Source organism: Micromonospora chaiyaphumensis (assembly GCF_900091435.1).
GTDB lineage: Bacteria > Actinomycetota > Actinomycetes > Mycobacteriales > Micromonosporaceae > Micromonospora > Micromonospora chaiyaphumensis.
The window spans coordinates 444,380-467,920 of sequence record NZ_FMCS01000005.1; the positions used below are offsets into that span (position 1 = coordinate 444,380).

Sequence of the window (23,541 nt, forward strand, 5' to 3'; positions counted from 1 at the left end):
CCGATGGCCGCCGAGATCGTCCTCGGGGTCGGCGGCGGCATCGCCGCCTACAAGGCGTGTGAGCTGCTCCGGCTCTTCACCGAGTCGGGTCACCGGGTCCGGGTCGTGCCGACCGCGTCGGCGCTCCGTTTCGTCGGGGCGCCGACCTGGGCCGCGCTCTCCGGCCAGCCGGTCGCCGACGACGTCTGGTCCGAGGTGCACGAGGTGCCGCACGTCCGCCTCGGGCAGCACGCCGACCTGGTCGTGGTGACGCCGACGACCGCCGACCTGCTCGCCAAGGCCGCCCACGGCCTCGCCGACGACCTGCTCACCAACACCCTGCTGACCGCGCGCTGCCCGGTGGTGCTGGCGCCGGCCATGCACACCGAGATGTGGGAGCACCCGGCCACCGTCGCCAACGTGGCCACCCTGCGGTCCCGCGGCGTCGTCGTGATCGAACCCGCGGTCGGCCGGCTCACCGGCAAGGACACCGGCAAGGGCCGGCTGCCCGACCCGGCCGAGATCTTCGCGGTCGCCCGCCGGGCCCTCGCGCGCGGTGGCGCGGCCCCCGCCGACCTGGCCGGCCGGCACGTGGTGGTCACCGCGGGCGGCACCCGGGAGCCGCTCGACCCGGTCCGCTTCCTCGGCAACCGCTCCTCCGGCAAGCAGGGCTACGCGTTCGCCCGGGCCGCAGTGGCCCGGGGTGCCCGGGTCACCCTGGTCTCGGCCAACGTCGCGCTCGCCGACCCGGCCGGCGCCGACCTGGTCCGGGTGGGCAGCACCGAGGAGTTGCGCAAGGCGACGCTGGAGGCGGCCGCCGACGCCGACGCCGTGGTGATGGCCGTCGCGCCCGCCGATTTCCGCCCGGCGACCTACGCGCCAGGTAAGATCAAGAAGTCGGACGACGGCAGCGCGCCCACCATCGAGCTGGTCACCAACCCCGACATCGCGGCCGAGCTGGGCCGGCGCCGGCGGCCGGAGCAGGTGCTGGTGGTCTTCGCCGCCGAGACCGGCGACGCCGAGGCCAACGGCCGCGCCAAGCTCGCCCGCAAGCGCGCCGACCTCATCGTGATCAATGAGGTCGGCGTGGACAAGGTCTTCGGGGCCGAGACCAACGCCGCCACCGTGATCGGGGCGGACGGGTCCGTGCACCGGATGCCCGAGCAGCCCAAGGAGGATCTGGCCGACGCCGTCTGGGATCTCGTGGTCGCTCGACTAGGTGAGCAATCCTGACGGTTGGTCACCCTCGGTTCCCCGGGTCACCCTGGGAGCACGATGGCTAAACTGCCGCCGAGCGACCTTTAAAAGTCTTCACATGCTTAGGAGTGCCGTGACACGTCTCTTCACGTCCGAATCGGTCACGGAAGGCCACCCGGACAAGATCGCCGACCAGATCAGTGACGGCATTCTCGACGCACTGCTCGCCCAGGACCCGCACAGCCGTGTGGCGGTCGAGACCCTGATCACCACCGGCCAGGTGCACGTCGCCGGCGAGGTGACCACCAAGGCGTACGCCGACATCCCGACCATCGTGCGGGACACGATCCTGTCGATCGGCTACGACTCGTCGAAGAAGGGCTTCGACGGCGCCTCCTGCGGCGTGAGCGTCTCCATCGGCGCCCAGTCGCCGGACATCGCGCAGGGCGTGGACAACGCGTTCGAGCTGCGTACCGGCTCGTCGGAGAGCGCGCTCGACGCGCAGGGCGCCGGCGACCAGGGCATGATGTTCGGCTTCGCCTGCTCCGAGACGCCCGAGCTCATGCCGCTGCCGATCGCGCTGGCCCACCGGCTGGCCCGCCGCCTGGCCCAGGTCCGCAAGGACGGCACGATCCCCTACCTGCGGCCCGACGGCAAGACCCAGGTGACCATCGAGTACGACGGGCTGCGCCCCGTCCGGCTCGACACCGTGGTGGTCTCCAGCCAGCACGCGGCGGACATCTCGCTCGAGTCGCTGCTCACCCCGGACGTCCGCGACCACGTCATCACCCCCGAGCTGGAGGGCCTCGGCCTGGACACCGAGGGCTACCGGCTGCTGGTCAACCCGACCGGGCGCTTCGAGATCGGCGGCCCCATGGGCGACGCCGGCCTCACCGGCCGGAAGATCATCGTCGACACCTACGGCGGCTACGCCCGGCACGGTGGCGGCGCGTTCTCCGGCAAGGACCCGTCCAAGGTGGACCGCTCCGCCGCGTACGCCATGCGCTGGGTGGCCAAGAACGTGGTCGCCGCCGGCCTGGCCGAGCGCTGCGAGGCGCAGGTCGCCTACGCGATCGGCAAGGCCCACCCGGTGAGCCTGTTCATCGAGACCTTCGGCACCGAGACCGTGCCGGTCGCCTCGATCGAGAAGGCCGTCGCCGAGGTCTTCGACCTGCGCCCGGCCGCGATCATCCGGGACCTGAACCTGCTCCGCCCGATCTACCAGCAGACCGCCGCCTACGGCCACTTCGGCCGTGAGCTGCCGGACCTCACCTGGGAGAGCACCGACCGGGCCGCCGACCTCAAGTCGGCCGCGGGAGCCTGACCGCCACCAGGCGCGGCGACCGGCGACCCGCCGAGGGGTCGCCGGTCGCTCGCGTCTGCGTGGACGTGCCCCTGCCGCACCTCGACCGCCCCTTCGACTACCTGGTGCCCGACACCCTGGACGCCGACGCCCGGCCCGGGGTGCGGGTGAAGGTCCGTTTCGCCGGCCAGCTCGTCGACGGCTGGCTGCTGGAGCGCGTGGCGGAGTCCGCGCACCCGAAGCTGGCGTACCTGGAGAAGGTCGTCTCCCCGGTTCCGGTGCTGGCGCCGGAGGTTGCCGCGCTGGCCCGCGCGGTGGCCGACCGCTACGCCGGCAGCCTCGCCGACGTGCTCCGGCTCGCCGTCCCGCCCCGGCACGCCCGCGTCGAGAAGGACGTGACGGCGACCGACGCGGCCCCCGCCGACGCCCCGCCGGCCGCGCCCGTGGACGGCGGCCCGAACGCCGCCGGGCCGGTCGACCCGCGCGGCTGGCGGGACTACCCGGCCGGGCCGGCGCTGCTGCGCGCGCTCACCGCCGGCCGTGCCCCCCGCGCCGTCTGGTCCGCGCTGCCCGGCGAGGACTGGGCCGACCGGTACGCCGACGCCGTGGCCGCCACCGTGGCCGGCGGCCGGGGCGCCGTGGTGGTGGTGGCCGACGCCCGGGACCTGGAGCGCCTGGACGCCGCCCTGACCGCCGTCCTCGGGCCGGGGCGGCACGCCTGCCTGTCCGCCGCGGCCGGACCGGCCCGCCGCTACCGCGCGTTCCTCGCGGCCCGCCGCGGCGACGTGCCCGTGGTGATCGGCACCCGGGCGGCCATGTTCGCCCCGGTCGAGCGGCTCGGCCTCGTGGCGATCTGGGACGACGGCGACGACCTGCACGCCGAGCCCCGGGCGCCCTACCCGCACGCCCGGGAGGTGCTGCTCACCCGCGCCCAGCTCGCCGGGGCCGCCGCCCTCGTCGGCGGCCACGCCCGCACCGCCGAGGCCCAGCTGCTGGTGGAGACCGGCTGGGCCCGCGAGGTGGTCGCCGACCGGGCGACCGTGCGGGCCCGGATGCCGGCCATCGCGCCGACGGGCGACGACCCGCACCTGGCCCGCGATCCCGGTGCCGCCTCCGCCCGGCTGCCCAGCCTGGCGTGGACCACCGCCCGGGACGCGCTCCGCGCCGACCTGCCGGTGCTCGTGCAGGTGCCCCGCCGCGGCTACCTGCCCTCGGTGGCCTGCGCCGACTGCCGGGCCCCGGCCCGCTGCCCGCAGTGCGCCGGGCCGCTCGGCCTGCCCTCGGCCGAGGGGGTGCCCGCCTGCCGCTGGTGCGGCCGGGTCGCCGCCGCGTACGCCTGCCCCGAGTGCGGCGGGCGGCGGCTGCGGGCGTCGGTCACCGGCGCCCGGCGGACCGCCGAGGAGCTGGGCCGGGCCTTCCCGGGGGTACCCGTGCGCACCTCGGGGCGGGAGGAGGTGCTCGCGACCGTGCCGGGTGGCGCCGGCCTGGTGATCGCCACCCCCGGCGCGGAACCGGTCGCGGAGGGCGGCTACGGGGCGGTGCTGCTGCTCGACTCGTGGGCCCTGCTCACCCGGGCCGACCTGCGGGCCGGCGAGGAGGCGCTGCGGCGCTGGCTGGCCGCCGCCGCGCTGGCCCGGCCCGGGTCGGCCGGCGGCCGGGTCGTGGTGGTCGCCGACGGCGCCCTCGCGCCGGTGCAGGCGCTCCTGCGCTGGGACTCCGCCTGGTTCGCCACGCGGGAGCTGGCCGAGCGCCGCGAGCTGGGTTTCCCGCCGGCGGTGCGGATGGCCAGCGTCACCGGCGTGGCCGACGCGGTGGCGGACCTGCTGGCCGGCACCCGGCTGCCGGACGACGCCGAGGTGCTCGGCCCGGTGCCGGCCGACGAGGGACGGGAGCGGATGCTGGTCCGGGTGCCCCGGGCCCGCGCCGCCGCCCTGGCCGGTGCGCTGCACGCGGCCGCCGGGCAGCGCAGCGCCCGCAAGGCGGCCGACCCGGTGCGGCTCCAGATCGACCCGCTCAGCCTGTTCTGAGCCGGCCCGCCACCCGTGACGTGGCGCACCCGGGCCGTCGCGTACGGTCGTGAGCTGGGGTTTGCCGCACACCTCGTCCGGCAAATGGGTGGAAGACGCGTGATAGCATCGCCCGTCATGCCCAGGCGCACGACGGCTCCCGGGCGCGGCGCGGCGCAGGGGGTGCGTCGAGCCGACGCGGATTCGATGATGTCAATCAGCCGGTGATCAGGGGTGGACCAGTCGTGACCGTTCGTCAGTCGATCGTCTTCAACGGTGACCTCGGCAGCGGTAAGAGCACCGTTTCCGTCGAGATCGCCAAGCGGCTGGGGCTGCGCCGGGTCAGCGTCGGCGACCTCTACCGGGAGATGGCCCAGAAGCGGCAGATGACCGCCCTCCAGCTCAACCTGCACGCCGAGCTGGACCAGGCCGTCGACGGCTACGTCGACCAGCTCCAGCGGGACATCGCCGCCTCCGGCGAGAGCCTGGTGATGGACAGCCGGCTGGCCTGGCACTTCTTCACCAACGCGCTCAAGGTGCACATGATCACCGAGCCGACGGAGGCGGCTCGGCGGGTTCTGGCCCGCCCGTCCGGCCCGGCCGAGAGCTACACCTCGCTGGAGGAGGCGAAGGCCAAGCTCCGCGAGCGCAGCGAGAGCGAGCGCGGCCGGTTCATCGTGCGCTACGGCGTCGACAAGGCCCGGCTGCGCAACTACGACCTGATCTGCGACACCACCCGGGCCACCCCGGAGCAGGTGATCCAGCACGTCATCGACGTCTACGAGGGGCGGATCGGCGCGGACGTGCTCCGGGACGGCCAGCCGCTGCTGCTGCTCGACCCGGCCCGGGTCTACCCGACCGAGGACATCGCCACCCTGCGCGGGCTGTGGGACTCGGAGTTCGTCGGCGACGTGGCCGGGTCCGGCGACGAGGCCCTGGAGCCGCTGACCATCGGCTACACCGGCGAGTACTTCTTCGTGGTCGACGGTCACCGCCGGCTCAGCGCCGCCCTCCAGAGCGGCTTCCCGCTGGTCCCCGCCCGGCTGGTCGCCGAGGTCGACGAGCCCGTGGTCGGGGGGCTGAGCGCGGTCGACTTCTTTGCCGCCCAGGCCCGGCCCAGCCTGATCCACGACTGGGAGGCCGCGCACGGCCTCGCGCTGCCGCTGCCCGAGCACGCCCTGCTGGGCGGGGACGCGGTGCTGGCCGGGGAGCCGGGCACCGGCGCCTGAGCGCGCCGCCCCGGCGGGCCGGGGGATCGCCGGATCGGGCCGGCGGGAGCATGATGGAGGCTTCCGACGCCCGGGGAGGCCGAATCGTGGACCCTGCCGACGCCCTCGCCCTGCTGCTGTCCCCCCAGGGGCGGATAGACCCCTACCCGACCTACGAGCGGCTGCGTGGCCACGGCCCGGTGGTCCCGGCGGGGCCGGCGTTCCACCTGGTCACCGGCTACTCGGAGGCCGATGCGATCCTGCGGGACGCCCGGTTCGGGGTGATGGACGACGACCTGCGCGACCAGTTCCTCCCCGGCTGGCGGGAGAGCCCGGCGGTCGCCTCGATCTCCCGCTCGATGCTGCGCACCAACCCGCCCGACCACAGCCGGATGCGCCGGCTGGCCGCCGGCGCCTTCACCCCGCGCCGGATCGCCGCCATGCGCGACGTCGTGGAGGCGCAGGCCGACGAGCTGGTCGACCGGATGCTGGCCCGTGCCGGGGCGGGGGAGCCGGTCGACTTCATGGCCGAGTTCGCGTACCCCCTGCCGGTGGCGGTGATCTGCGCGCTGCTCGGCGTGCCGGCCGCGGACCGGCCGCTGTTCCGGCGCTGGGCCACCGACCTCACCGGGGTCCTGGAGCCGGAGATCAGCCCGGACGAGCTGGCCCTCGCCGACCGGGGCGCCACCGAGCTGCGCGACTACTTCACCGACCTCGTAGCGGCCCGGCGGCGCGCCCCGGCCGACGACCTGACCACGGCCCTGGTGCAGGCCCACGACGCGGGCGGCCATAATTCGGCCTCCGCGCCGCCAGGCGGCGCTACGGACCGAATGAGGGCCGACGGCGACCGGCTCTCCGGCGACGAGCTGCTGTCGAACCTCGTCGTCCTGCTGGTGGCCGGCTTCGAGACCACCACCAACCTGCTCGGCAACGGCCTCGTGGTGCTGCTCGACCACCCGGCCGCGGCCGCGGCCCTGCGGGAGCACCCCGAGTTCGCCCCCGGCTACGTCGAGGAGCTGCTGCGCTACGACTCGCCGGTGCAGCTCACCTCCCGGATGAGCACCGAACCCACCCGCTACGGCGGGGTGGACCTGCCCGCCGGGAGCTGGCTCATCGTGCTGCTCGGTGCGGCCAACCGGGATCCCGGCCGCTACCCGGAGCCGGCGCGGTTCGACCCCTGGCGCCCCCAGGTGCACCCGCTGTCCTTCGGCGCGGGTCCGCACTACTGCCTCGGCGCGGGCCTGGCCCGGCTGGAGGCGCAGGTCGCGTTCCCGCTGCTGCTGCGCCGGCTGCCCGGCCTCGCCCTGGCCGGGCCGGGCGAGCGGCGGATCCGGCTCACCCTGCGCGGCTACGCCACCCTGCCGGTCACCGTCGGTGACGGGGCGTCGCGGGTCACCGATCGCGGTACGCCGGCCGGGGCGACCGGATCGACTCCGTAGACTGGTACGGCACCACCCGTCCCAGACAAGGAGCCACTCCGCGTGACCGTCCAGCCCATCCGTCTGTTCGGCGATCCGGTGCTGCGCACGCCGGCCGACCCGGTGGTCGACTTCGACGCCGAGCTGCGCAAGCTCATCGCCGACCTGACCGACACGATGCGCGAGCAGAGCGGCGCCGGCCTGGCTGCGCCCCAGCTCGGGGTGGGCCTGCGGGTGTTCACCTTCGACGTCGACGACGTCCTCGGCCACCTGGTCAACCCGGTGCTGGAGTTCCCCGACGAGGAGGAGCAGGACGGCCCGGAGGGCTGCCTGTCCATCCCGGGGCTCTATTTCGACACGAAGCGCCGGCAGAACGTGATCGCCAAGGGCTTCAACGGCTACGGCGACCCGCTGCAGATCGTCGGCACCGGCCTCATGGCCCGCTGCGTGCAGCACGAGACCGACCACCTCGACGGCGTGCTCTTCGTCGACCGGCTCGACCCGGCCGGCCGCAAGGAGGCCATGAAGGCGATCCGCCAGGCCGAGTGGTACGACGAGGCCGCCCCGCCCACCGTCAAGCTCAGCCCGCACGCCGCCGGCAACCCCTTCGGCCTGGGGCGGTGACCCGGATGCGCCTGGTCTTCGCCGGCACGCCGGCCGTCGCCGTGCCCGCGCTGGACGCCATCGCCGCCTCCGGTCACGAGCTGCTCGCCGTGGTCACCCGCCCCGACGCGCCCGCCGGCCGGGGGAGGGGTCTGGTTCGTTCCCCGGTCGGGGCGTGGGCCGACGCGCACGGTATCGAGGTGCTCACCCCGGCGCGGCCGCGCGAGCCCGAGTTCCTCGACCGGCTGCGCGAGCTGGCCCCGGACTGCGTGCCGGTGGTCGCCTACGGCGCGCTGGTGCCGCCGGCGGCGCTGGAGATCCCCCGGCTCGGCTGGATCAACCTGCACTTCTCGCTGCTGCCCGCCTGGCGTGGCGCGGCACCCGTGCAGCACGCCGTGCTGCACGGCGACGAGCTGACCGGGGCCAGCGTCTTCCAGTTGGAGGAGGGCCTGGACACCGGCCCCGTCTACGGCACCGTGACCGACGAGGTGCGGCCCGCCGACACCTCCGGGGACCTGCTGGAGCGGCTCGCCCACTCGGGCGCCGGGCTGCTGGTGGCCGTGCTCGACGCGCTGGCGGCCGGCACGGCCCGGGCCGAGCCGCAGCCGGCCGACGGGGTCTCCCTCGCGCCGAAGCTCAGCGTCGAGGACGCCCGCGTCCGCTGGGCCGACCCGGCCTTCGCGGTGGACCGCCGCATCCGCGCCTGCACCCCGGCGCCCGGCCCGTGGACGACCTTCCGCGGCGACCGGGTCAAGCTCGGCCCGGTCATCGCGGTAGCCAACGGCCCGGAGCTGAAGCCCGGCGAGCTGCTGGTGGAGAAGTCCCGCGTGCTGGCCGGCACGGGCACCGTCCCGGTGCAGCTCGGCGAGGTGCGCGCGGCCGGCAAGAGGGCCATGTCGGCCGGCGACTGGGCGCGCGGCGCCCGGGTCGCCGCCGGCGAGGTGCTCGCGTGACCGGGCCCTCCGAGCCCGGGCGTTTCTCCGACGGTCCGCGCGGCGGCCGTTCCGGCGACGCCGGGCGGTTCACGGGCGGCGACGGGTCCCGCGAACGCGGCCGGCCGGAGCGCGGCGACCGTCCCGCGCGCCGGGGTGACGGGCCGCCGCGCGAGGGGCGCTTCGGCGCCGACCGCCGTGGCGGCGCACGGCGGCCGGCCCGGCCGGCCGTGGACCTGCCCCGGCACGTCGCCTACCAGGCGATCGCCGCGGTGCACCGGGACGACGCGTACGCCAACCTGGTGCTGCCCGCGATGCTCCGCGACGAGGGGCTGACCGGCCGGGACGCCGCCTTCGCCACCGAGCTGACCTACGGCACGCTGCGCCACACCGGCACCCTGGACGCGATCATCGCCGACGCGGCCGGCCGGGACGTGCAGCGGATCGACCCGCCGGTGCGGGACGCGCTGCGGCTCGGGACCTACCAGCTCCTGCACACCCGGGTGCCGGCGCACGCGGCCGTGTCGTCCACGGTGGACCTGGTCCGGACCGTCGGGCCCGGCGCCACCGGGTTCGCCAACGCGGTGCTCCGCGAGGTGGCCGGCCGGGACATCGACGGTTGGGTGGCCAAGCTCGCCCCGTCCGAGGAGACCGACCCCATCGGCCACCTGGCGCTGGCGTACAGCCATCCGCAGTGGATCGTCCGGGCCTTCGCCGAGGCGCTCGGCGGCGACCTGCGCGAGACCGCCCGGCTGCTCATCGAGGACAACGAGCGCCCGCCCGTGCACCTGTGCGCCCGGCCGGGGCTGGCCGACCCGGTGGCGCTGGCCGACGAGGTCGGCGGGGCTCCGGGCGCCTTCTCGCCGTACGCGGTCTACCTGGCCGGCGGCGCGCCGGGTGAGCTGGCGGCGGTGACCGAGGGGCGCGCCCACGTCCAGGACGAGGGCTCCCAGCTCGTGGCGAACGCCCTCGCGGTGGCGCCGCTGGACGGCCCGGACGGCCGCTGGCTCGACCTGTGCGCCGGTCCGGGTGGCAAGGCCGGCCTGCTCGGCGCCCTGGCCGCGGAGCGCGGCGCCCGGCTCACCGCGGTCGAGGTCGCCGAGCACCGCGCCCGGCTGGTCGCCCAGGCCACCCGGGGCCTGCCGGTCGCCGTGGTGAACACCGACGGACGCACGGTCGGTGCCGATCCGAAGCTGCCCGAGGGGCACTTCGACCGGGTGCTGGTCGACGCGCCCTGCACCGGCCTCGGCTCGCTGCGCCGGCGGCCCGAGTCGCGCTGGCGCCGCCAGCCCTCGGACCTGCCGCCGCTGACCCGGTTGCAGCGGGAGCTGCTCACCGCCGCGCTGCGGGCGGTCCGGCCCGGTGGCCTGGTCGCCTACGTGACCTGCTCGCCGCACACGGTGGAGACGCACGTGACGGTGACCGAGGCGTCGCGCCGGTGCGGCTTCCCGGTCGACTTCGTCGACGCCCGCCCGCTGCTGCCGGCCGGCATGCCCGGGTTGGGCGACGGCCCCACGGTCCAGCTGTGGCCGCAGCGGCACGGCACGGACGCGATGTTCCTGGCGGTGCTGCGCAAGGGCTGAGCGCTTACGCGGCCGACGGGCCGAATGTCCACAGGTGAACCCAAAAGCGGGACCGGCGACGCCGGTCCCGCTTTGTGTCATGTGACATCCCCGTTGACTCTTACATTGATACATGTAACTGTCCGAGCACCGGTCCGCCGACGCCGGGGCTCCCACCGGGGCCCACGGGTCGCGCCACCCCGCCAGCACGTCCCGCCGACCCCCACGAGGAGTCTCCATGAGACGCAGAACGCCGACCGCGGGCCTCGCGCTCGCCCTCTTCGCCGCCGTGACGGCGACCCTGGCCGCCCCCGCACCGGCCGGCGCCGCCCCCGCGCCCGTCAGCGCCGCCCCCGCGCTCGCCGCCGCCGCGCCGGACATCTCGGTGACCAACGTCCAGGCCCACCTCACCCAGCTCAACAGCATCGCCACCAGCAACGGCGGCAACCGGCGGGCCGGCTCGGCGGGCTACACCGCCTCGGTCAGCTACGTGAAGGCCAAGCTCCAGGCCGCCGGCTACACGGTCACCGAGCAGTACTGCTCCGCGTGCACCTACCCGTCGAACAACCTGATCGCCGAGTGGCCGCAGGGCCCCGCCGACCAGGTGGTCATGTTCGGCGCGCACCTGGACAGCGTCTCCGCCGGCCCGGGCATCAACGACAACGGCTCCGGCTCGGCCACCCTGCTGGAGAACGCGCTGGTCCTCGCCCAGCAGAACCCGAGCATGACCAAGCGGGTCCGCTTCGCCTGGTGGACCGACGAGGAGCAGGGCCTCAACGGCTCGGAGTTCTACGTCAACTCGCTCAGCGCCACCCAGCGCGGCTACATCAAGGGCTACTACAACTTCGACATGGTCGGCTCGACCAACGGTGGCTACTTCATCAACCGGCTCACCTCCACCACGGCGGCGCCCCTGAAGGCGTACTGGGACTCGCTGAGCCTCCAGCCGGAGGAGAACGTCGAGGGCCAGGGCCGCTCCGACGACTACTCCTTCCAGCAGGCCGGCATCCCCACCTCCGGCTACGCGGCCGGCGCCAGCGCCCGCAAGACCACCGCCCAGGCCGCCAAGTGGGGCGGCACGGCCAACTCCGCGTACGACTCCTGCTACCACCGCTCCTGCGACACGACCAGCAACATCAGCGCGACGGTGCTCAACCGCAGCGCCGACGGTGTGGCGTACGCGATCTGGCAGCTCGCGGTCGGCGGCGGCACCCCCACCAACGACTTCTCCGTCGCGGTGAGCCCCACCTCGGGCAGCGTGGCCCGGGGCGGCTCCACCACGGCCACGGTCAGCACCGCCACCACCAGCGGCAGCGCCCAGACGGTCAGCCTGTCGGCCACGGGCGCCCCGAGCGGGGTGACGGTGAGCTTCAGCCCGTCCTCGGTCACCTCGGGCGGCTCGGCCACCATGACGGTCACCGCCTCCGCGACGGCCACCACCGGCACCTTCACCGTCACGGTCACCGGCACCGGCTCGGTCACCCGCAGCGCCGGCTACACCCTCACGGTGACCGGCACCGGCGGCTGCACCGGCGGCCAGCTCATCGCCAACAGCAGCTTCGAGTCGGGCAGCACCTCGTGGACGGCCACCTCGGGCGTGGTCACGAACTCGTCGAGCCAGGCGGCCCGGACCGGCTCCTACAAGGCCTGGCTGGACGGCTACGGCAGCACCCACACGGACACGCTGTCGCAGTCGGTGAGCATCCCGGCCGGGTGCGCCAGCTACACCCTGTCGTTCTGGCTGCACATCGACACGGCCGAGACCACCACGAGCACCGCGTACGACAAGCTGACCGTGCAGGTCGGCTCGACCACCCTCGCGACGTACTCGAACCTCAACGCGGCGAGCGGTTACGCGCAGCGCAGCTTCAACCTGGCCGCGTACGCCGGGCAGACCGTCACGCTGAAGTGGACCGGGGTCGAGGACGCCTCGCTCCAGACCAGCTTCGTCGTCGACGACGTGACGCTCCAGGTCGGCTGAGCGACCCGGGCGGGGTGGGCCCGCGGGCCCGCCCCGCCCGCGCTCACGTGATCGGCAGCGCCTTGGTGCCGCCGCCCTTGAGCGAGCGGGTCAGCGTGCGGTCCGAGACCCAGAGGAAGCACTGCACGCCGCGGTCGCCGTCCGCCCACTCCTCCTTGTAGGGGTGGTAGATGATCGTGCCGGCCCGGTAGACGAGGTCGCCGTTGTCGGGCACCTTGACGTACTTCGCGATCAGCCCGCGGCAGCCCTTGTGCGCCCGCAGCGGGGTGCGGTCGAACTCGGCGTAGCTGATGTCGGGGAAGTGGTAGACCCCGACGAACTCGGCGTGGTGCTTGGCGGTGCAGGCGACCGGCTTCATCTCCTCCACGTGGTCCTTGCGGAGCTTCGGGTTGAAGCAGCCCAGCGCCAGCGGCGAGCCGGCCTTCAACGCGTTCCGCAGGCTGGCGTGGCGCGCCACGACACTGCCGTCGTCCAGGCTGGCCACCTCGGAGACGTCGCAGCGGAACCAGCGGGCCCCGCCGGTCCAGGCCAGGGCCGACGGGAAGACCACCGACAGCCGCAGCCGCCCCGAGTGCCACTCGGCCCCGACCGCCTTGTCGACCTGCTTGGCGCACTCGGCGTGGGCGGTCCGGATGCCGGCCGACCCGGCGCGCGGGGGAGCGCCCCGGCCGGCGTCCGGACCGGTCAGGGTGCCCACGTGCAGCGTCTCGGCGCGGTGCGCGGTCGAGCAGTCGACCGGGTTCCAGCCGCTGAGGTAGCCGACGTCCTGGATGGTGGTGTGGCAGGCGTCGGCCTGGGGCACGAACGCCACCGGGGCGCCGAGGGCGGGCCAGTCGTCGGCCAGGTCGCGGTCGACCCCGGCCGGCGCGCCGCAGCCGCCGAGCGCCAGCGCGGCCGTGACCCCCACGGCGACCGCCGCCCACCATCGCCGCATCGCGACCGACCTCCCCGTCGTCCCTGGTCGCCCCACCGGCGCGGAGCGCCGGGTACGCCTCGGCGGTGCAGCATACGGCACCGGCGGCTCAACCGACGGGTAGTCCCTCCGGACCCGCCCCGCGCATCGACCGGGTCAGCTTCCGGTCGTCACTCCACAGGAAACAGCGCACCCCCCGGTCGCCCTCCTCCCACTCCCGCTGCGACGGCGGGTAGAAGATCGAACCGGCCCGGTAGGGCAGCTCGGCGTTGTTCGGCACCGCGGCGAAGGCGGCGATCAGCGCCATGCACCGGCGGTGCACCTGCGGGGCGGCCCGGGTGAAGTCCGCCCAGCTCATGTCCCGTTCCTCGAAGACACCGACGAACTCGGCGCGGTGCGGCTCGGTGCACAGCACGGGGGCCATGTAGTTCAGGTTGTCGCCGATCAGCTTCGGGTCGAAGCAGCGGTGCACCAGCGGGCTGTCGCCCACCATGGCGCCGCGCAGGCTGCCCACCCGGTTGATCGGCCGGGTGTTGTCGATGCTGTCGGTCTCGGCCAGATCGCAGCGGAACCAGCGGGCGCCGGCCACCCAGGCGGTCACCGGGGGCAGCGCGATGTTCAGGGTGAGCCGCGCGGAGTGCCAGTCCCCGCCGATCACCTCGCGGGCGCGCTGGTCACACTCGGCGCGGGCGGTGCGCAGCGCGGGCGAGCCCGGCTCCGGCCGCGCGCCCTGCGCGGCCGGCCCGGTGAAGGTGCCGACGTGCACCGACTCGGCCAGGTGGCTGCCCGCGCAGTCGACCGTCTCGTAGGTGGCGGCCTGCACCACGGCGGTCAGGCGGGGCAGGCAGGCGTCCGTGGCGGGAACGAACAGGCGCGGCGCCGGCAGCGCGGCCCAGTCGTCGGTGAGGTCGCCGTCCGCCCGGTGCGGTGGGACGCAGCCGGTCAGGGCCACCGTCGCCGTGCCGGCCAGCGCCAGCGCCAGGAGCCACCGTCGCATCGTCCGCCCTTCCCGGGAGATGACAGCCGGTCGCCGCGGCCCGTGCGACGTTTCCCCGCGGCCGGGCGTGCAGCATACGTGACAGTCCCTGTAGGAGTTTCGCCCTGTTTCGAGCGATCGGCCAGTCGCGAATGCCTATTCGTGCCGACTTTCCGCGCCGGACCGGCCGATTCTGCACCGCGGGTCACGGCCGGGTCACAGCGGGCTTCCGGCGGTGCCGCGCTGCGGACGGCGGGTGACCGCCTTCGTACACTGGCCCGGTGACCGTACCGCCGCTGATCGTCGCGCCCAGCATCCTGGCCGCCGACTTCGCCCGCCTCGCCGACGAGGTCCGCGCCGTCGAGCACGCCGCGGACTGGTTGCACGTGGATGTCATGGACAACCACTTCGTGCCCAACCTGACCATCGGGCTGCCGGTGGTGCAGAGCCTGCGCGCGGCGACCCAGCTGCCCTTCGACGTGCACCTCATGATCGAGGACCCGCGCCGGTGGGCGCCCGGATACGCCGACGCCGGCGCGTACAACGTGACGTTCCACGCCGAGGCGTGCGACGACCCGGTGGCCCTGGCCAAGGACCTGCGCTCGGCCGGGGCGAAGGCGGGGCTGGCGATCGACCGGGACACCCCGATCGAGCCGTACCTGGACCTGCTGCCGAGCTTCGACACGCTGCTGATCATGACGATCAAGGCCGGCTTCGGCGGCCAGCGGTTCATCCCGCAACTGCTCGACAAGGTGCGCACCGCCCGGCAGCACATCGCGAGCGGCCACCTGGAGCTGCGCATCGAGGTCGACGGCGGGATCGCCGCGGACACCATCGAGCAGGCCGCCGCCGCGGGCGCCGACGCCTTCGTGGCCGGCACCGCGGTCTACGGCGCCGACGACCCGGCCGAGGCGGTCCGCCGGCTGCGCGGCCTGGCGGAACGTGCGACGACCGGGGCCTGAGATGGACCCGGCCGGCGACCGACCCGACGTGATCCTGGTCGTCGACGACGACGAGGACATCGCCCGCTTCGTCGAGTTCAACCTGCGGCTGCACGGGTTCGAGGTGCTGCACGCCGGCGACGGCCAGGAGGCCCTGGAGGTCATCGAGCGGCACCGGCCGGACCTGGCCGTGGTCGACCTCATGATGCCGCGGATCGACGGCCTGGAACTGACCCGCCGGCTGCGCGCGGACCCGATGACCTCGGCCCTGCCCGTGATCATGCTGACCGCCAAGGGCATGACGTCCGACAAGGTCAACGGCCTCAGCGCGGGCGCGGACGACTACCTGGTCAAGCCCTTCGACACCGCCGAGCTGGTCGCCCGGGTCAGCTCCACGCTGCGCCGCAACAAGGAGTTCCGGGAGGTCTCGCCGCTGACCGGGCTGCCCGGCAACAGCCGGATCCGGCGGGAGATCAGCGACCGGGTGCGCAGCGGCGTCGACTACGCCGTCGGCTACATCGACATCGACCGGTTCAAGAGCGTCAACGACCGGTACGGCTTCGTCCGCGGCGACGAGTTCATCTCGGCGCTGGCCCGCAGCCTGCACCGCGCGGTGGTCTCGATCGGCCTGCCGCCGGCCTTCCTCGGCCACGTCGGCGGCGACGACTTCGTCATCGTCTGCACCCCGTCCCAGGTCCGGCCGCTGACCAGCCGGGCCGTGGTCGACTTCGAGAAGGCCGCCGACGCCCTCTACGACCCGACCGACCGTGAGCGCGGCTTCGTCGAGCTGAAGGACCGGCGGGGCAACATCCGCCGCGCCGCCCTGGTCACCCTCTCCATCGGCGTCTCCCTGTCCGATTCCGGCAAACGGTTCACCGATCCCCTGGAGGCGATCGCCGTCGCCTCCGAGATGAAGACGGTCGCCAAGAGCCAACCCGGCTCGTACGTGGCGGTGGACCGCCGCCGCGGAGTTACGTGATCGTGCTCAGTTCCCTGTGAGGTACCTCGCCTCTGTGGCGTGACCCCCCGCCCGGCGTGTAAGACTTCCCGTGTACCCACCACGCGCTGGCGGGGCTCGGTGAAATTCCGAACCGGCGGTGATCCACGGCCCGACCGTGGTAAGCCCGCGACCCGGACGGCTTCGGCCGGACGGTGGACCTGGTGAGAATCCGGGGCCGACGGTTGGGGTGCGGCTCGTCCGCCCCCAGACAGTCCGGATGGGAGACAGCGCGCGGGACGGGGAGGGCCCTGCCGGGCGCTGAGCACCCTCAGCCGCCGCGTGGGCTCCCCGGGGTCGGCTGTGCCGTCCCCGGACCTCCGCCGCCGCGTGTCCGCGGCACCCGTGCCGCACCGCTCCCTGGCCCGCCCGCGCGCGACCGGCGAGCGAGAGGGCAGGGCTGGCGATGGCGAGCGTCTCCGTGGACGAGGCGATGCGTCGTGCGATCGCGCTGGCCGCCCGTGGCCTCGGCGCGACCAGCCCCAATCCCGTCGTCGGCTGCGTCCTGCTGGACGCCGACGGCGAGGTCGCCGGCGAGGGCTTCCACGCGTACGCGGGCGGTCCGCACGCCGAGATCGTCGCGCTGGCGCAGGCGGGCAGGCGCGCCCGCGGCGGCACCGCCGTGGTCACCCTGGAACCCTGCGACCACACCGGCCGCACCGGCCCCTGCAGCCACGCGCTCATCGCGGCCGGCGTCGCCCGCGTGGTGGTCGCCGTCCCGGATCCCAACCCGGTCGCCTCCGGCGGCGCGGCCACCCTGCGCGCCGCCGGCATCCAGGTCGAGCTCGGGGTACGCGCCGAGGAGGCCGAGGCCGGCAACGTCGCCTGGCTCACCTCGATGCGCCGCGGCTGGCCGTACGTGATCTGGAAGTACGCGGCCACCCTCGACGGGCGCTCCGCGGCGGCCGACGGCACCAGCATGTGGATCACCTCCGAGGCGGCCCGGATCGACGTGCACGCCCTGCGCGGCACCGTCGACGCGGTGATCGCCGGGGTGGGCACCGTGCTCGCCGACGACCCCCGGCTCACCGCCCGCAACCTGCGCGACGGCACCCTGGCCATCCGGCAGCCGCTGCGGGTGGTGGTGGACAGCTCGGGGCGTACCCCGGCCGAGGCCCGGGTCCGCGACGGCGCCGCCCGGACCTGGGTGGCCACCGCCGCGGAGGTGGGCGCCGGCCGGGACGGCCGGGTCGACCTCGCGGCCCTGCTCGCGGAGCTGCACCACCGTGGCGTGCGGGCCGCGCTGCTGGAGGGCGGCCCCACCCTGGCCGGCGCGTTCCTCGCCGCCGGCCTCGTCGACAAGATCGTCGGGTACGTCGCGCCGAAGCTGCTCGGCGCCGGCCCGACCGCGCTGCTGGACGCCGGCGTGACCACCATCGCCGACGCCATCGACCTGGAGCTCACCGACGTTACGCAGGTCGGTCCCGACCTGCGGATCACCGCGCTGCCCCGGAAGAGGGAGGCCTGACATGTTCACCGGCATCGTCGAGGAACTGGGCGAGATCGTCCGGACCACGGAGACCGGGGGTGACTCGGCGCTGGTCGCGGTCCGCGGCCCGCTGGTCACCTCGGACGCCCGGCACGGCGACTCCATCGCGGTCAACGGGGTCTGTCTCACCGTGGTCGACGTCGACGGCGGGACCTTCACCGCCGACGTGATGGGGGAGACGCTGCGCCGCACCGCGCTCGGCGCGCTGCGCCCCGGCGACCCGGTCAACCTGGAGCGCGCCGCCGCGCTGAACAGCCGCCTCGGCGGCCACCTGGTGCAGGGACACGTCGACGGGGTCGGCGAGGTGCTCAGCCGGGAGCCGGCCGCGCAGTGGGAGACGGTCCGGTTCCGGCTCCCCGCCGCGCTGGCCCGGTACGTGGTGGAGAAGGGCTCGATCACCGTCGACGGCATCTCGCTGACCGTCGCGGAGGTCGGCGACGACTGGTTCTCGGTGGGGCTGATCCCCACCACCCTCAAGCTCACGACCCTCGGCGCCAGGGGCGTCGGCGACCCGGTCAACCTCGAGGTGGACGTGCTGGCCAAGTACGTCGAGCGGCTGCTCGGCGACCGCGTGGCGGGAGGCGACCGGTGATGGGCCCGCTCGGCTGGCTGCTCGACGCCCAGGTGCACGTGGCCGGGTCGCCGGTGCTGGTCCGGGAGATCGTCGGCAACGTCTTCGGCCTCGCCTCGGCGCTGCTCGGGCTGCGCCGGGTGGTCTGGGCCTGGCCGGTCGGCATGATCGGCAACGCGCTGCTGTTCACCGTCTTCCTCGGCGGGGTGTTCGCCACCCCCCAGGCGCACGACCTCTACGGCCAGGCCGGCCGGCAGGTCTTCTTCTTCGCGGTCAGCGTCTACGGCTGGTGGCGCTGGTCGCGCAACCGCCGCGCGGGCGGCGGGGAGCAGCCCGCGGTCGTCCCGCGCTGGGCCACCTGGCGCGAGCGGCTCGGCCTGCTCGCCGCCGCGGCGGTCGGCACCGCGGCCGCCTACCCGGTGCTGGCCGCGCTGGGCTCCTGGGGGCCGCTGCCGGACGCCTGGATCCTGGTGGGCAGCCTGCTCGCCACCTACGGCATGGCCCGCGGCTGGGTGGAGTTCTGGCTGATCTGGATCGCCGTCGACGCGGTCGGCGTGCCGCTGCTGCTGCAGGGCGGCTTCTACCCGTCGGCCGCCATGTACCTGGTCTACGGCGGGTTCTGCGCCGCCGGCCTGTACGCCTGGTGGCGCACCTCCCGCGCCACCCCGCCCGCCCGCACCCCGATTCCGCCGACGTACTCGGAGGCCGTGGCATGAGCACTTTCGGCAGCATTGAGCAGGCGGTGGCGGACATCGCCGCCGGCCGGCCCGTCGTGGTGGTGGACGACGAGGACCGGGAGAACGAGGGCGACCTGATCTTCGCGGCCGAACTGGCCACCCCGGAGCTGGTCGCGTTCATGGTCCGCTACACCTCCGGCTACATCTGCGTGCCGCTCACCGAGAGCGAGTGCGACCGGCTGGACCTGCCGCCCATGCACCACACCAACCAGGACCGCCGGGGCACCGCGTACACGGTGACCGTGGACGCGCGGGAGGGGATCAGCACCGGGATCTCCGCGGCCGACCGGTCGCACACCATCCGGCTGCTCGCCGCCGCGTCGACCGACCCGACCGACCTGGCCCGTCCCGGGCACGTGGTGCCGCTGCGCGCCCGCGAGGGCGGGGTGCTGCGCCGCCCCGGGCACACCGAGGCGGCCGTGGACCTGACCCGGCTGGCCGGGCTGCGCCCGGCCGGGGTGCTCTGCGAGCTGGTCAACGACGACGGCACCATGATGCGCCTGCCGGACCTGGAGAAGTTCTGCGCCGAGCACGGGCTGACCCTGGTCACCATCGCGGACCTGATCGCACACCGGAGGCGCACCGAGAAGCAGGTCGAGCAGGTCGCGGAGGCGCGGATGCCCACCCCGTACGGGGTGTTCCGGGCGCTCGGCTACCGCGCCGAGCACGACCCCGCCGAGCACGTGGCGCTGGTCATGGGTGACCTGGGCGACGGGCGGGACGTGCTGGTGCGGGTGCACTCCGAGTGCCTCACGGGCGACGTCTTCGGCTCGCTGCGCTGCGACTGCGGTCCCCAGCTGCAGGCCGCGCTGGCCCGGGTGGCGCAGGAGGGCCGGGGCGTGGTGCTCTACGTGCGCGGGCACGAGGGGCGCGGCATCGGCCTGCTGCACAAGCTCCAGGCGTACCAGCTCCAGGACCAGGGCCGGGACACCGTGGACGCGAACCTCGACCTGGGCCTGCCGGCCGACGCACGGGACTACGGCACCGGCGCGCAGATCCTCTACGACCTCGGCGTCCGCTCGATGCGGCTGCTGACCAACAACCCCGCCAAGCGGGCCGGCCTGGAGGGGTACGGCCTCACGGTGAGCGGCCGGGAGGGGCTGCCCGTGCGGTCCAACCCGGAGAACGTGCGCTACCTGCGCACCAAGCGGGACCGGATGGGCCACCTCCTGGAGGGGCTGGACGAGGTGACCGAGGCGCCGATGGGTCGCCCGGTGGCCGGCGACGAGATCGGAGCGTAGACATGGCGGGATTCGGCGAACCGGGCGTGGCCGCGGTGGACGCCGGCGGGCTGACCGTCGGCATCGTGGCCGCGCGCTGGCACGGCGACCTCACCGACCACATGGTCGACCGGGCGGTGGCCGCCGCCGAGGCGTCCGGCGCGCGGGCCGTGGTGGCCCGGGTGGCCGGCTCGGTCGAGCTGCCCGTGGTGGCCCAGGCCATGGCCCGCCGGTACGACGTGGTGGTCGCCCTCGGCGTGGTGGTGCGGGGCGCCACCGCCCACTTCGACTACGTCTGCCAGTCGGTCACCGAGGGGCTGACCCGGGTGGCGCTGGACGAGGGCAAGCCGGTGGCACACGGGGTCCTCACCGTGGAGACCATCGAGCAGGCCCGGGACCGGGCCGGGCTGCCCGGCTCGGCGGAGGACAAGGGTTGGGCGGCCACCGTGGCGGCGCTCGACGCCGCACTGGCCATCCGCGGCCTCGACGCCACGAACGGCCAGCGGGTGGGTTTCGGCGCCTGAGCGACCTCCGTCCGCGCGCACGACCGACGGGCCGCCCTCCCCGGGCGGCCCGTCGGCGTTTCCCCGCGAACGTCGGCGCCGCTACCGGCGGCGCAGCCGCACCGCGAACGTGACCGACGCGAGCAGCGGCCACAGCACCCAGCCGTAGAGCCCGACCAGCCAGGTGGTCTGGAAGACCGGCGACGGCACGACCACCCCGGCCACGCTGGTGAGACCGGCGCCGGCCAGGACGATGCCGAGCCAGCACAGCCAGCGGGCCACGATCCGCCCGCGCAGGGCGGCCAGCGAGAACGCGCCCATGAGCAGCGACTGGGCCACCACGGCGACCTCGCCCAGCATCTGCCCGACGTGTGCGGTGGCGTACCAGGTCTGCACCGTGGCGTCGTCCAGCGTGGTCAGGTCGGGCAGCACCCACAGCAGGGTGAAGCCGGTGACGAGCGTGTTGATGGCGGCGAGCAGACCGCCACCGAGCAGCGTGATCCCGCCGAGCACCGAGTTCGGCGCGGCCTGCCGGATCAGGTTCGCGAGCGCCGCCGTGAGCACCAGCAGCGCGACGACGGAGAGGACCCCGGCGAACGCGTTGAGCTGCAGGGTGGACGCGGCATCGGCGGCCCAGGCCCGGATGCCGGCGGGGTCCGTCCGGCCCACCTCCGGCGACTCGGGGGTCCAGGTGCCGAACATCAACGCGAACAGCGCCAGCGAGGCGCCGGCCGCGACGCCCAGGCCGGCTCGCGCCGGAGCCTGCGGGGTGACCGGTTCGACGCCGGCGCCGGTAGTGATCGTGGACATGCGATCTCCAACGTGGTGAGGAGGGTTCTGCCTGCCCCCCGACTCTTCGCCGGTCCGCGCCCCGGGCGCGATGGACGCCCGTCCCCGCCGTGCCCGCCGATCACCCGGACGGAACGGGACGAACGTCCCGCGACACCGGGACGCCGGCGACGTTAGGGTCGTCCGCACCGCCGGAAGCGAGGAGGGTCCCGTGGCAGGTCGCGGCGCCGCCCGTGCCGTCGCCGTCGGCAGCCTCGCCCTGTCGGTCGCCTGCTACGGCCTGACCGCGGTGGGGGCGGCCTTCGTCTCCGGCGTGACCCCGCCGACCGCCGCGGACCTCGTCTGGTTCACCGGGTTCCTGGCCTTCCCGCTGGTGGGCGCGGTGATCGCGGTGCACCGGCCGGCCAACGGCGTCGGCTGGCTCTTCCTCGCCGTCGGTGTGCTCCAGTTCGGCGCCGCGATCCTCGACGGGCTCGCGCAGCACGCCCTGGCGGCCTGTCCGGGCTGCCCGACCGGCCCGATGCTGGTCCTCGCGCAGAACGCGCTGTTCGCGGTCGCGTGGGTCTGCGCCACCACGTACCCTCTGCTGCTCTTCCCGGACGGCCGTCCGCCGTCGCCGCGCTGGAGCTGGGTCCGCTCCGCCACGACGGTCGCGCTCGTGGTCCTCGTGGCCTCGGTCGTGGTCACGCCGGGCCGGGTGACGGAGGACGACGCGGCGGCAAACCCGTTCGGCGTGCCGGCGCTGGCGGGCGTCGCCCCGCTGGTCACGAACCTCACCCTGTTCGCGCTGCTCGCCCTGACCCTGGTGGCGATGGCGTCGTTCATCGTCCGCTGGCGCCGGGCCGGCGGCGTGGACCGCCGCCGGCTGGCCTGGTTGGCGCTGGCCGCCCTGATCTTCATCGGCACGACGCTGGTCGGCCTGCTCGTCGACCGGTGGACCGCGCCGTGGGTGGGCGCCCTGCTGGAGGGCCTCGGCATCGCGGCCCTGCCGGTGGCCACCGGGATGGCCGTCCTCCGGGCCAACCTGTTCGACATCGCCACCGTGCTCGACCGCACGCTCACCTACACCGCCCTGTCCGCCATCGTGGTCGTCACCTACCTCGGCTGCCTCGCGGTGACCTCCGCGCTGCTCGACCCGGCCGGAAGCCGGGGTTCCGCGCTGGTGGCGACCGCCGTGGTCGCGGTCTCCCTCAACCCGGTGAAGGACCGCCTGATGAGCGGGATCGACCGGCTGCTCTTCGGCGACCGGGACCGCCCGTACGAGGTGGTGACCCGGCTGGCCGAGCGGCTGTCCCGCACCGAGGCCCTGGAGGACCTGTTGCAGGCCGTCACGGAGACCCTGACGACCATGCTGCGCGTGCCGTACGCCCGGGTCGTGCCCGGCGACCGGGTCGACCCGCCGGCCGACGCGCAGCCGTTCCCGCTGGTCAGCAACGGCCGGCAGGAGGGCATCCTGCTGGTCGGGCGGCGCAGCGGCGGGGCGCCGTTCGAGGCGCGGGAGCTGGACCTGCTGGCCGACCTCGCCGGGCAGATCGCGGTCGCCGTGCGGGCGGCCCGGCTGGAGGAGGACCTGCGCGAGTCGCGAGAGCGCATCGTCCGTGCCCGCGAGGAGGAGCGGCGCCGGTTGCGGCGGGACCTGCACGACGGGCTGGGGCCGCTGCTCGCGGCGGCCAGTCTCCAGGTCGACGTGCTCGCCGAGCGGGTCGCCGCGGACCCCGCCGCGCACCCGCTGGCCACGAAGATCAAGTCCGTGATCGGCCAGTCCGTCTCGGACGTGCGGGAGATCGTGCACGGACTGCGCCCGCCGTCCCTGGACGACCTCGGGCTGCCGGGCGTCGTCCGCGAGCACGCCGCCGCGTTGCGGGCCACCGGTCTGGACGTCGAGGTGGACTGCGACCACCAGCTGCGGGTCAGCAGCGCGGCCGTCGAGGTCGCCGCCTACCGCATCGTCACCGAGGCGATGACGAACGTGGCCCGCCACGCCCGCGCGACCACCTGCCGGGTCCGGATGGCCCTCGGGGACGGCCGGCTGCGGCTGGAGGTCACCGACGACGGGTGCGGGCTGGACGTCCCGCACCGGGACGGTGTCGGCCTGTCGTCGATGCGGGAGCGGGCCGACGAGCTGGGCGGCACGTTCGTCGTCGAGCCGCGGACCGGCGGCGGTACGACGGTCCGGGCCGAACTGCCGGTGCCCGTCGCGGCCGGGAGGAGTTGAC

General features: G+C 74.8%; 20 protein-coding genes and 1 riboswitch. Of the genes, 17 read left to right on the forward strand and 3 right to left on the reverse strand.

What is annotated here, in order from left to right; genetic code table 11:
• Positions 1–3: 3 nt before the first annotated feature.
• The 9 genes from coaBC (at position 4) to GA0070214_RS16685 (ending at position 12,189) form a co-directional block, all read left to right on the forward strand.
• Positions 4–1,212, forward strand: a complete 1,209-nt coding sequence (gene coaBC, locus GA0070214_RS16645) for a bifunctional phosphopantothenoylcysteine decarboxylase/phosphopantothenate--cysteine ligase CoaBC (protein WP_091263784.1) — start codon at positions 4–6, stop codon at positions 1,210–1,212.
• An 82-nt stretch (positions 1,213–1,294) separates the two neighbouring features.
• Complete coding sequence (gene metK / locus GA0070214_RS16650; RefSeq protein WP_091263785.1) at positions 1,295–2,500, forward strand: methionine adenosyltransferase; 1,206 nt, start codon at positions 1,295–1,297, stop codon at positions 2,498–2,500.
• A 59-nt stretch (positions 2,501–2,559) separates the two neighbouring features.
• Positions 2,560–4,506 carry a primosomal protein N' gene (locus GA0070214_RS16655; protein ID WP_091263788.1) on the forward strand — a complete coding sequence of 649 codons (1,947 nt, stop codon included), beginning with the start codon at positions 2,560–2,562 and terminating at the stop codon, positions 4,504–4,506.
• 224 nt (positions 4,507–4,730) lie between these two features.
• Entirely contained in the window at positions 4,731–5,714 is a 984-nt protein-coding gene (locus GA0070214_RS16660) for an AAA family ATPase (protein WP_091263790.1), read from the forward strand.
• A gap of 86 nt (positions 5,715–5,800) precedes the next feature.
• The gene (locus GA0070214_RS16665) at positions 5,801–7,132 is read left to right on the forward strand and encodes a cytochrome P450 (RefSeq protein WP_208602797.1); all 1,332 of its coding nucleotides are present in this window, start codon (positions 5,801–5,803) and stop codon (positions 7,130–7,132) included.
• 42 nt (positions 7,133–7,174) lie between these two features.
• Entirely contained in the window at positions 7,175–7,735 is a 561-nt protein-coding gene (def, locus tag GA0070214_RS16670) for a peptide deformylase (RefSeq protein WP_091263792.1), read from the forward strand.
• A gap of 5 nt (positions 7,736–7,740) precedes the next feature.
• Positions 7,741–8,667, forward strand: a complete 927-nt coding sequence (gene fmt / locus GA0070214_RS16675; RefSeq protein WP_091263794.1) for a methionyl-tRNA formyltransferase — start codon at positions 7,741–7,743, stop codon at positions 8,665–8,667.
• On the forward strand, positions 8,664–10,229 hold the full coding sequence (locus GA0070214_RS16680; RefSeq protein ID WP_091263796.1) for an RsmB/NOP family class I SAM-dependent RNA methyltransferase: 1,566 nt from the start codon (positions 8,664–8,666) through the stop codon (positions 10,227–10,229). The genes fmt and GA0070214_RS16680 overlap by 4 nt, the downstream gene beginning before the upstream one ends.
• A 217-nt stretch (positions 10,230–10,446) precedes the next feature.
• The gene (locus GA0070214_RS16685) at positions 10,447–12,189 is read left to right on the forward strand and encodes a M28 family metallopeptidase (RefSeq protein WP_091263799.1); all 1,743 of its coding nucleotides are present in this window, start codon (positions 10,447–10,449) and stop codon (positions 12,187–12,189) included.
• Between the two features lie 43 nt (positions 12,190–12,232).
• Here the strand turns inward: GA0070214_RS16685 and GA0070214_RS16690 are convergent, their stop codons facing one another.
• Both GA0070214_RS16690 and GA0070214_RS16695 read right to left on the reverse strand, forming a co-directional pair.
• Positions 12,233–13,123 (reverse strand): septum formation family protein, encoded by an 891-nt coding sequence (locus tag GA0070214_RS16690; RefSeq protein WP_091263801.1) that lies wholly within the window; start codon positions 13,121–13,123, stop codon positions 12,233–12,235.
• Positions 13,124–13,211: 88 nt separating this feature from the next.
• A complete protein-coding gene (locus tag GA0070214_RS16695) occupies positions 13,212–14,099 on the reverse strand; it encodes a septum formation family protein (protein ID WP_091263803.1) in 888 nt (295 codons plus the stop codon).
• A 260-nt stretch (positions 14,100–14,359) separates the two neighbouring features.
• Between GA0070214_RS16695 and rpe the strand changes: the two genes are divergently transcribed.
• The 7 genes from rpe to ribH all read left to right on the forward strand — a co-directional run bounded on the left by rpe (position 14,360) and on the right by ribH (position 20,557).
• A complete protein-coding gene (gene rpe / locus GA0070214_RS16700) occupies positions 14,360–15,040 on the forward strand; it encodes a ribulose-phosphate 3-epimerase (RefSeq protein ID WP_091263805.1) in 681 nt (226 codons plus the stop codon).
• 1 nt (position 15,041) lies between these two features.
• Positions 15,042–15,998, forward strand: coding sequence for a GGDEF domain-containing response regulator (locus tag GA0070214_RS16705; protein ID WP_091263806.1), 957 nt, complete (start codon positions 15,042–15,044; stop codon positions 15,996–15,998).
• 81 nt (positions 15,999–16,079) lie between these two features.
• Positions 16,080–16,252, forward strand: a riboswitch (FMN riboswitch).
• A gap of 170 nt (positions 16,253–16,422) precedes the next feature.
• Complete coding sequence (gene ribD, locus GA0070214_RS16710; RefSeq protein WP_091263809.1) at positions 16,423–17,484, forward strand: bifunctional diaminohydroxyphosphoribosylaminopyrimidine deaminase/5-amino-6-(5-phosphoribosylamino)uracil reductase RibD; 1,062 nt, start codon at positions 16,423–16,425, stop codon at positions 17,482–17,484.
• Position 17,485: 1 nt separating this feature from the next.
• Positions 17,486–18,097: a riboflavin synthase gene (locus tag GA0070214_RS16715; RefSeq protein WP_091263811.1), complete on the forward strand. Its 612-nt coding sequence runs from the start codon at positions 17,486–17,488 to the stop codon at positions 18,095–18,097.
• The gene (gene pnuC / locus GA0070214_RS16720) at positions 18,097–18,792 is read left to right on the forward strand and encodes a nicotinamide riboside transporter PnuC (protein ID WP_091263813.1); all 696 of its coding nucleotides are present in this window, start codon (positions 18,097–18,099) and stop codon (positions 18,790–18,792) included. Before GA0070214_RS16715 ends, pnuC begins: the two co-directional genes overlap by 1 nt.
• Positions 18,789–20,054 carry a bifunctional 3,4-dihydroxy-2-butanone-4-phosphate synthase/GTP cyclohydrolase II gene (locus GA0070214_RS16725; RefSeq protein WP_091263814.1) on the forward strand — a complete coding sequence of 422 codons (1,266 nt, stop codon included), beginning with the start codon at positions 18,789–18,791 and terminating at the stop codon, positions 20,052–20,054. Before pnuC ends, GA0070214_RS16725 begins: the two co-directional genes overlap by 4 nt.
• Before the next feature lie 2 nt (positions 20,055–20,056).
• Positions 20,057–20,557: a 6,7-dimethyl-8-ribityllumazine synthase gene (ribH, locus tag GA0070214_RS16730; protein WP_091263816.1), complete on the forward strand. Its 501-nt coding sequence runs from the start codon at positions 20,057–20,059 to the stop codon at positions 20,555–20,557.
• An 81-nt stretch (positions 20,558–20,638) separates the two neighbouring features.
• Here ribH and GA0070214_RS16735 read toward each other — a convergent pair whose 3' ends face one another.
• Positions 20,639–21,346: a hypothetical protein gene (locus tag GA0070214_RS16735; protein ID WP_091263818.1), complete on the reverse strand. Its 708-nt coding sequence runs from the start codon at positions 21,344–21,346 to the stop codon at positions 20,639–20,641.
• A 190-nt stretch (positions 21,347–21,536) separates the two neighbouring features.
• Between GA0070214_RS16735 and GA0070214_RS16740 the strand changes: the two genes are divergently transcribed.
• Positions 21,537–23,540, forward strand: a complete 2,004-nt coding sequence (locus GA0070214_RS16740) for a sensor histidine kinase (protein ID WP_091263820.1) — start codon at positions 21,537–21,539, stop codon at positions 23,538–23,540.
• Position 23,541: the final 1 nt, after the last annotated feature.

Excerpts from the sequence above, each read along its gene's own strand:
- GA0070214_RS16685 (WP_091263799.1), top strand. The coding sequence starts at position 10,447 with ATGAGACGCAGAACGCCGACCGCGGGCCTCGCGCTCGCCCTCTTCGCC.
- GA0070214_RS16695 (WP_091263803.1), bottom strand. The coding sequence starts at position 14,099 with ATGCGACGGTGGCTCCTGGCGCTGGCGCTGGCCGGCACGGCGACGGTG.
- GA0070214_RS16735 (WP_091263818.1), bottom strand. The coding sequence starts at position 21,346 with ATGTCCACGATCACTACCGGCGCCGGCGTCGAACCGGTCACCCCGCAG.
- coaBC (WP_091263784.1), top strand. The coding sequence starts at position 4 with ATGGCCGCCGAGATCGTCCTCGGGGTCGGCGGCGGCATCGCCGCCTAC.
- pnuC (WP_091263813.1), top strand. The coding sequence starts at position 18,097 with ATGGGCCCGCTCGGCTGGCTGCTCGACGCCCAGGTGCACGTGGCCGGG.
- GA0070214_RS16725 (WP_091263814.1), top strand. The coding sequence starts at position 18,789 with ATGAGCACTTTCGGCAGCATTGAGCAGGCGGTGGCGGACATCGCCGCC.
- metK (WP_091263785.1), top strand. The coding sequence starts at position 1,295 with ATGCTTAGGAGTGCCGTGACACGTCTCTTCACGTCCGAATCGGTCACG.
- ribD (WP_091263809.1), top strand. The coding sequence starts at position 16,423 with ATGGCGAGCGTCTCCGTGGACGAGGCGATGCGTCGTGCGATCGCGCTG.
- ribH (WP_091263816.1), top strand. The coding sequence starts at position 20,057 with ATGGCGGGATTCGGCGAACCGGGCGTGGCCGCGGTGGACGCCGGCGGG.
- GA0070214_RS16705 (WP_091263806.1), top strand. The coding sequence starts at position 15,042 with ATGGACCCGGCCGGCGACCGACCCGACGTGATCCTGGTCGTCGACGAC.
- GA0070214_RS16715 (WP_091263811.1), top strand. The coding sequence starts at position 17,486 with ATGTTCACCGGCATCGTCGAGGAACTGGGCGAGATCGTCCGGACCACG.
- GA0070214_RS16690 (WP_091263801.1), bottom strand. The coding sequence starts at position 13,123 with ATGCGGCGATGGTGGGCGGCGGTCGCCGTGGGGGTCACGGCCGCGCTG.
- fmt (WP_091263794.1), top strand. The coding sequence starts at position 7,741 with ATGCGCCTGGTCTTCGCCGGCACGCCGGCCGTCGCCGTGCCCGCGCTG.